Raw genomic sequence first — 8,063 nt, forward strand, 5'->3', positions numbered from 1 at the left:
CGAGGCGGCGTAAACAGAACCCGGCCTTCACCTCACACCGTCAGGTTGGGCGCGAGCACTGACGGATCCCAGGGTTGAAGCTCTGCGGCCCCGGCGAGTGGCTTGTGGTGAAGCACGGCTCGAGGACGCGGCGCGGGTGGCGCAAGCTCCATCTTGCCACCGACGCCGACACCGGGCGGATCGTTGCGTCGGCGCTGACCGACAAGGATACCGATGACGGCTCGCGGGTCGGGCCTTTGCTCGACCAGGTCAACGGACCGGTGGCGTCCCTCACTGGCGGCGGGGCCAACGACCGGGACGACGTCTACGCCGGAGTTGCCGCGCGGTACCCAGCAGCCAGCGTCATCGTCCCACCCCGCTCGAGCGCGGTGAGGAGCGATACGGCAGAGACCGAGCCGACGCAGCGGGACCGACATCTGCAGTCCATTGCCGAGCGCGGCCGCATGGGCTGGCAGCGGGCATCAGGGTACAACTGGCGCGCCCTTATGGAGGCCGACATCTCACGATGGAAGCGCGTCATCGGCGACGGCCTACGCTCGCAGACCGGCGGGCGTCAGGAAGCCGAGGTGGCCATCGCCGTCGACGTGCTGAACCGCATGCTCGAACTCGGGCGCCCGGAGTACGTCCGCCTCACATGAGCCCAGATCGGGGTTAGGGCGCAGTCCGTCCACACCTGCGAGCCACGCAACACGGTGCAGCACCGTGGCAACGGCGGGGTTCCGCATGGCGGCCGCGATGATGTCCTGCATTGCCGAGACGATAGCGGACCGCATACGGGCAGGGGCGACGAAGCCGTGCCAATTGCCGGCGCGCACTCCGGGTGGGCCGGCCTCCGTCGTCGAGACATCGGGGAACAGGGCTGACCGGTGCTCGCTGTCGATGACAATGGGGCGCAGCGCGCCGGCCGGAGCTGGGGCATTAGGATGGGCAGGTCGGCCCAGCCCACCCCCCTACGCAGGTGTGGCAGGCTGACCGTGTGGTTCACGGAGGCGGCGACTACGTCCTTTATCGAGCGTATGACCCCGAATCACGGGACCCTGCTTGGCAGCCAGTACGCACTCAAACACGGCTCAAGCGGCCCACGGGACCTTCGCCCTTCTTGGATTAAGTCCGCTTGGGTCGGCCTCTAAGGATCCGTGCCACGCCTCTGCCGGCCACGTTTACAGGACCGCCAGCGCCACTGCGGCGCCGGCGCGTACTGACGGTGCGCTGCCGACGCGGCGCCATGAGCTTGGCCCCGTCAGGCGACCGCATGAGCGTCAGCGTGCGATCATGGAAAAGATCCAGACCCGGGCGGTGGCCGATCGACACAAGAGCGCTATCCGATAGTTGTTCCCGGAACAACCCCATCATGGCGTCCTGATTGGCTTCATCCAGAGCGGCCGTTGCCTCGTCCATGAACACCCACCTTGGGCGGTGCAGCAAGAGGCGTGCGAAGGCAAGCCGCTGCTGCTCTCCCAGTGAAAGCATACGGTCCCAGCGCTCATCCTCGTCCAGGCGACCCATCAGGTGCGCCAGCCCGCAGCGCTCCAAGGCGGCTGTCACGGCAGCGTCGGGGAACTTCTTGGGAGCAGCAGGGTAGGCGATAGCGCCGCGAAGTGTCCCGAGTGGCAGATAGGGGCGCTGCGGCATAAACATCATGTGGTCTCGCGGCGGCACCCTGATCTCCCCGGATCCCCATGGCCATACGCCGGAGATAGCCCGAAAGAGGGTTGACTTGCCGGTACCGCTCTCGCCGACGATCAGGACCTTCTCGCCTGCCTGGATCTCAGCATTTGCCTCGCCAACCAGGATGTTGCCGTCGGCCTGTGCGATCTGGAGGTCGCGGAAGGCCAAGACCTCCCGTCCGTCCGGCAAAGGGCCCTCAGTGACGCTGATCCGGACCTCTCCTGCATCCAGGATGTCAGCCGCGTCCAGGCTGTCCTCGAGGGCGACTACGCGCTCAAGGTGAGAGCGCCAGTCAGCTATGCGTGGGAAGTTATCCACGAACCAGTTCAAGGCCCGTGTCACTTCGGCGAAGGCAGAGCCGATCTGCATGAGTACACCGAGTGTGATCGCCCCGGCGAAGTAGCGCGGGCTGGCGACCAGGATCGGGAACACCCCGGCGACCATGCCATAAGCCGAGGTCAGCCACATCAGCCGCCGCTCGCTTCGCATGAGGTCTTTCATGACGAGAACGACGTGGGAGAACGATCGCCGCAATCCGCGATCCTCGTCAGCCTCTCCGCGGATAAGGGCTACACCCTCACTGTTCTCGCGAATCCGAATGAGGGCGAAGCGATGATCGGATTCTGCCTCATTGCGGCGGATATTGATGTCCACCATAGGCCGGCCCATGAAGTAAGTCAGGGTCGAGCCGATCACAGCATAGATGAGCGCGGCGAACACCATGTAGCCCGGAATCTCGAACTCATTACTGCCAAAGGCGACGAGCAGCGGACCGGACAGCGTCCAAAGGATGCCGACGAAGGACACCAGCATCACCGCCGACTGAAAAAGTCCCACTGCCATGTCGACGGCCATAGCCGTCGCCCAGCGAGTGTTCTCACTGATCCGCTGGTCGGGGTTGTCGGCGCTGCCCGGCAGGAAGTTCATCTGGTAATGGCGGCTACCAGCCAGCCATCGCGCTTGCAGGCGAAACACCAGCCACTCTCGCCAGCGGAGTTGCAGCATCTGGCGGACGTAAAGTTGAAACACCGCCACCGCCATGCTGCCAGCAGTCAGTAGCAGGAAGGTGCCCATCTGCCCGAAGAAGGCCGCTCGGTCCCGGGCTTCCAAGGCATTGAAGAAGTCACGATTCCAGAGGTTGAAGCGCACCTGGATACCGATTTGCACAAGCGTCAGCCCGATTACCCCTGCGGTAAGCAACCAAGCGGAGCGGCGCTCGTCGCCCGTATAGTAGCCACGAGCCAGCCGCCAAAAGCGGAGGATGAAGCCCTCCTGGCCGTAGCCCTCCTCGCCCTCCACGGGGCTGCCCGGGCCTCGGCGACGTTCGCTCATCGGTTAGCGGCTCCCTAAGGGCGGCTGAGAATTGATCGCTGGCCCGCCGTTGGTGCCCGATACCGCTTGCATCGCACCAGGCTCGCCTAGCCGATCCGCCAGCACTGCGCGGCCGACCTCGCCTTGGTAGCCAAGGCCTTCGGCTTCGAGACGTGCACCCGGTCTGAACGACCGCCGGGCTATTTCTGCTGTCGCAACGCCGCGGGGCAGCAACACCACTGTTCCGTCCTCAAGGATCGCGCCAATGATCTCGCCTTGCGGAGCATAGTAGGGTGACCGGACAGCCCCGGTAACCGAGAGCCGCGCCGCCCCCTCGTTCACGCCTGTGCCTTGGCGTCTCCAGTAGAAGCGATCCAGCACCACTGGCGTGACTTCACTGCTGGGCGCGAATGCGAGCATGGTGATCGCCGGCGCCCTACGAGCGCGTACTCCCCAGACAATCAAGGGTCGCCCCGACACCGCGACCCGACGGAGTTCATCGGCTACGTCCGGTGGGAAGGAGACCTGCGGCCCTTCGCGAAACAGCAGCGCATCCACCTCGCCTCGCGGATTCACCAAAAAGCGTTCAACCATTCCCGTGAACGACGGCAACTGGGTTGGATCGAACCAAAGGTCGCTACTGTCTCCGGTCGCATGTCGGGGCTGCGCGAGCGCTGGCCGAGCCGGCAAGGCGGGCGAAGAGGCTGTTAGCGCGAGCAGAGACAAGATCGGCCTGAAGCGCGCTGGGAAGGGCAGGGCAGGGCGCCACTGCGGCAGGAACATGATGTTGATGCCTCCAGCCCTGTTTCATTACAGAACGCAACCGGAGGGATTAAGCTGCATCGACCACCATCTTCGTCGCTTCCGGTTTCAGAGGGGAGGGTCATGTCCATGGTAATATCCTGCTGTTCAAGGCACAGCTCTTGATCCTCGCCAGTCTCGAAGCGAGCCAAGGAGGCCGGCTCGGAGCTGGCACGATATGCGGCGCAACTCGGGTTAAGGTTTTGGACCAAGCCAAGGAGAGGGAAACCCGATGTTAGGCGGTCTTTAAGGCAGCGCCTCGATGCAACACTTGCATCGGCGAGCAGATCGATCAACGTAGTCCTGACGGGTATTTCGCATCACCGCCAGCGGCACAGGTGAACGAGCGTGGTCAGGTTGTTCGGAAGCCTGACACAGGAAGCGAGATCCAGTGCGATTCCATAAGCCGCAGCCACCTCGCGGTCGTAGTCGTCTGGGTCTTCCACAATCGCGAAAGCTGGACCTGTGTGTGACTGCGCCGTTGTTCGGACCGTCTCGGCCATCGCTGTCCGAAAGACAGCTGGCCCAGCTTCACCTGGATGCGGTGCACCGATGAAGCGCACTCCAGAGCCTGTTATGAATGGCGCGGTGAAGGACACCGCGGGTCCTACCATCGCGACCAGTGATCCGGAGGGCAGATTGACGTGCCTGACAGCAACCGCAGCTGCACCGTGTGGCTCCTGAGCCCAATCGAAGGGCTGCCGGTTCCACTCGGGATACAGAGTGCCCAGGGCACAGGCACCGAGCACGATGGCGGCCCACACCGTTCCCATTCGGCAGAACAGCTTTGTCCTTAGCAGTCCATATGCGACAGCAATAGCCTGCGCTCTGCGTAGCAGCAGATCACGCCCCATCGCCCAGACAGGCACGCCGAGCAGCGCCTCAACTGGACCTGCGTAACGCAGGATGCTGAACATGGCGAGCCAAGCGACATAGCCCGCGGCGATAAACCCCATGACAGCCCATGAGGCTCGCTGCGCAGCCAGACTCTCCATCGGCAGCTGCTGTTGGATCTGGTAGTCAGACACAGCGTACATTGATCTGGCCCGGCGTCCCCACATCTTCGCTGCGGAAGCAATCAGCAGCGCTATCAAGCCGACCGCAAAGCGAGGGTCGGCTACGGGCCACTCAGTTACCAGCCAAGTCGACCGGCGCGCCCAGAGCAGCGGATACGCGAGAGCCTGCCAAGCACCACTTGGGAGAAAGCGCGTGTCGCGGATGGTCTCCTGCGGAAACCAGGGCGAGTGAAAGACCTCGTTCAAGAATGGACCGAAAGGGTTCCCAAAGCGCTCAAGCAGGAACCAAGCCCATGGTCCTCCCCCGAGCAGGAAGCCAACAGCGCCACCACTTCCGAGTAGGACCAGGATGCGCAACTGCCGCCGCATGCCGAGTGGACTAGCAATCACTGCCACAACCACCAAGGCGGGCGGGAAGATCATCGCGGTCAGCTTCAAGCCAACCGCAGCTCCTCCAAGCACGCCGGACAGCAGACGAAGGCGCGTCGCCCTGCCTGTCGCGAGGACGTCATCGGCTCCGGCGGCAAGGAGTAGCGCGAGCACCGCCCCCACTACGAGACAGGCGATCTGGAGGTCGTTGAACGTGGTGCCCGCCTCTGGCAGCGTCGCCGCTCCTGTCAACCCGAAGGCGGCGACCAGCGCGCTCGTTCCGGTCATTCGCTGCGGATTACCGTGGCAGACAATGTTGGTGGTGAGGAGGACAAGGAATGCGAGCAGGCCAAGGTGGCCTGCCTGCAGTACGGCGATGAGACGCGGCGAGTGGTTCAGCACGCTTTGGGTCATCATATAGAATGGCAAATCAAGGGCGGGGTTGAGGAACGTGTGGCTCCCTGCCGGCGCAAGATCCAGGCTCCAGCGCCCCTCTAGCAAGGCATAAGCATTGTAGTAATGGTAGTTGCGCAGGTCCCAATTGGCGTCACGGCCAAGCACGAGCGCAACGACGGCTGCCAGCGCCCAGCAGGTAAGGAACACGCCCCAACCCATTCGCACGCCACTCATTGGTCGCGACTGGTGCATCTGTTCCTCCCTGAGAACAAGCCTGACAAGTTTTCGGAGCACGAGCAGATTGGTCGTATATAGGCTGTAACCTCTGACGGAGTGGGCCACGTTGGGGAACGCCTTTACACTCTGCTCCAATAGGCTCCGTGCCAGCTTGGATCAGCCCGTACATGGACCACCGTGTGGCAAGCCATCCACGTGAATGGTTGCGCCAGCCTAATTGCAAAGCTGCAAGCCGCGCCCGACCTGCCACATCTCCCTCGAAGTTCCTCCTACCTGTGTTAGAAGACGTTTGCTGGGAAGGGTCAGGGCTGCGGGGGAGGCGCGCCCGGCTCGGCATCACCTTCAGCGGCTCGCTTCCGGAGGTCGCCCTCGCGCAGCAGGGTCCGAAGCCCTTCATCGCCGATCTCGTCGCGTTCCCGGAGGTCAAGCAGCGCGCGCCGCTCCGCCGCCAAGCCGGCAGCGTCCGCCACGTCGTCCCCTGCTCCAGCACTCTCCCGCGCCTCTGCCGCGAGCGTCCGAGCTCGCGTTTCCTCCCGCTCGGTGTCACCTCCATTCTGTAGGGCTGCTGCCCGCGCAGCGCGATGCAGCGTCAGGCCCTGCAGACAAACGGAACCAAGCACGACCAGGGCAACCACGACGAGGAGCAGACCACCTTCCGCAAATGGGGTGCCATCCGGCCATGCCTGGGGAACGGAGAGGACGACAACGAGGCCGAGGACTGAGCGTGTCGAAGCCCAGGCCATCACCCCAGCTGCCGCCGCCCGCCCTGCCGCATCTTCTCCGGCGAGTGCGGCCGCAAGCGGAGGAAGGTGTGTTGAGACTAGGGAACCAAGCCAGCCGAGCGCAATCACCGTGGCGAGAATGCCAGCCGCTGCTACTCCTGCCTGCCAAGTATGCCATCCGCCGAGACCGGTGAGCGCTTCCGGCACGGCAAGGCCGGCGAGGAAGAACAGGAGAGAGGAGAGGAGGAGGCTCACCTCCTCCCAGAACGCCATGGCGGAGATGCGCGCCTCGGCCGAGGTGCGGGCCTCGCCTGTCTCCCGGTCGACGCGGGCGGCCGAGACGGCGAGCGCTGCCGCGATTATCGTGACGGCGAGCGACAGGCCGACACCGCGGGCCGCGAGCGCTCCAAGGTAGGGCGCGGCGAGGGAAACCGCGATCTCGACTGGTGCTGGTCCTGCCCGATCGCGGAGCCACAGCACGCCGCGGCCGATGATGAAGCCGGCCGCCGCGCCACCGGCAAGAGCCCAGGCCACCTCAAGGGCCGCCTCCGTTACCTCCGGTGCCGCACCCTCCCGCATGGCGCCCGTGACGAGGGCGAGGGCGGTCAGCGCCACGACGCGTGATGCCATCTCCCGCGCCTTCAGCGCGTCTGTGAGAGCGCGGGGTACGTGAGGCGCGCCCTTGGCCTCCTGGAACAGCCGCGTGTCGAAGAGCGCGGCAACGACGCCGAGGAGGAGGGCCGCAGTCCATGTGATGCCAGGCAGAAGGACGTAGCGCGAGAGGGCGGCGACGCCCAGCACCGTCAGGAGCGATACGGCCACCCCGACGATGACGCCCGGCAGAAGGAGGTGGCGCAGGAGGTGCGGCGTGATCCGGACGGCGGCGGCGTAGATGACTGGCGGCAGGAACAGCCCGATCGCGAGGTCCGGGTCCACCCGGATGGGTGCTGAGCCGGGGAGGAACCCAGCCGCGAGCCCCGCACCGAAGAGGAGCACTGTCGCGGGAAGCTTAAGGAAGTGCGCCAGCGCCAGGAGCGGCCCAATGCCGGCAAGAAGCAGGGCGACAAACTCGATGGTGCCCATGCTGACGCTCCTGTCCTAGCCACCCTCGGCAGCCCAGCCGTGACAGAGGAAACGCGAGGCGGCCGGGATAGCTCCTCCGCGACAACTTGGCTTCTGTGCTCCTGAGCCTCGGGGCGGCGGCCGAGTTTCTCGGCAGGATGCCGGGGTCGATAACCTGATCGTGGCGGGCGCGTTCCCTTATATGTCTGCAGCCTCCGCTATGCGGCGACGGGGGGAAGGGCAGCGTTCAGATACCCACGCAAATCGACCGTCTTCCAGCAGAGGAACCGAGCATTGACCGGAAAGCCCCCCGAGATCCCCGGCGGCGCATAGTTGCGGACCATCGCCATGCCACGTGACACCAACGCCGGAGGCAGCATCTTCGGCGGCTGGACGCTGTCGCAGATGGACTGGATCTGTCAGTGCTCGCGCCCAACCTGACGGTGTGAGGTGAAGGCCGGGTTCTGTTTACGCCGCCTCG

At 64.8% G+C, this 8,063-nt stretch carries 6 protein-coding genes; 1 reads left to right on the plus strand and 5 read right to left on the minus strand.

What is annotated here, in order from left to right; genetic code table 11:
• Nucleotides 1-74: 74 nt before the first annotated feature.
• Entirely contained in the window at nt 75-638 is a 564-nt protein-coding gene (locus tag ACFFIC_RS16965; protein ID WP_377052457.1) for a transposase, read from the plus strand.
• On the opposite strand, the gene ACFFIC_RS16970 is transcribed toward ACFFIC_RS16965, so the two are convergent.
• The 5 genes from ACFFIC_RS16970 to ACFFIC_RS16990 all read right to left on the minus strand — a co-directional run bounded on the left by ACFFIC_RS16970 (nt 531) and on the right by ACFFIC_RS16990 (nt 7,603).
• On the minus strand, nt 531-941 hold the full coding sequence (locus ACFFIC_RS16970) for a tripartite tricarboxylate transporter substrate-binding protein (RefSeq protein ID WP_377052467.1): 411 nt from the start codon (nt 939-941) through the stop codon (nt 531-533). The two genes, ACFFIC_RS16965 and ACFFIC_RS16970, sit on opposite strands and share 108 nt — an antisense overlap.
• Nucleotides 942-1,104: 163 nt before the next feature.
• Nucleotides 1,105-3,000, minus strand: a complete 1,896-nt coding sequence (locus ACFFIC_RS16975) for an ABC transporter ATP-binding protein/permease (protein ID WP_377052459.1) — start codon at nt 2,998-3,000, stop codon at nt 1,105-1,107.
• 3 nt (nt 3,001-3,003) lie between these two features.
• A complete protein-coding gene (locus ACFFIC_RS16980; RefSeq protein WP_377052461.1) occupies nt 3,004-3,762 on the minus strand; it encodes a hypothetical protein in 759 nt (252 codons plus the stop codon).
• 338 nt (nt 3,763-4,100) lie between these two features.
• Complete coding sequence (locus ACFFIC_RS16985) at nt 4,101-5,813, minus strand: hypothetical protein (protein WP_377052463.1); 1,713 nt, start codon at nt 5,811-5,813, stop codon at nt 4,101-4,103.
• A gap of 287 nt (nt 5,814-6,100) precedes the next feature.
• Nucleotides 6,101-7,603, minus strand: a complete 1,503-nt coding sequence (locus ACFFIC_RS16990; protein WP_377052465.1) for a cation:proton antiporter domain-containing protein — start codon at nt 7,601-7,603, stop codon at nt 6,101-6,103.
• Nucleotides 7,604-8,063: the final 460 nt, after the last annotated feature.

The organism is Muricoccus vinaceus (assembly GCF_042433125.1).
In the GTDB taxonomy this organism is placed as follows: domain Bacteria; phylum Pseudomonadota; class Alphaproteobacteria; order Acetobacterales; family Acetobacteraceae; genus Roseomonas; species Roseomonas vinacea.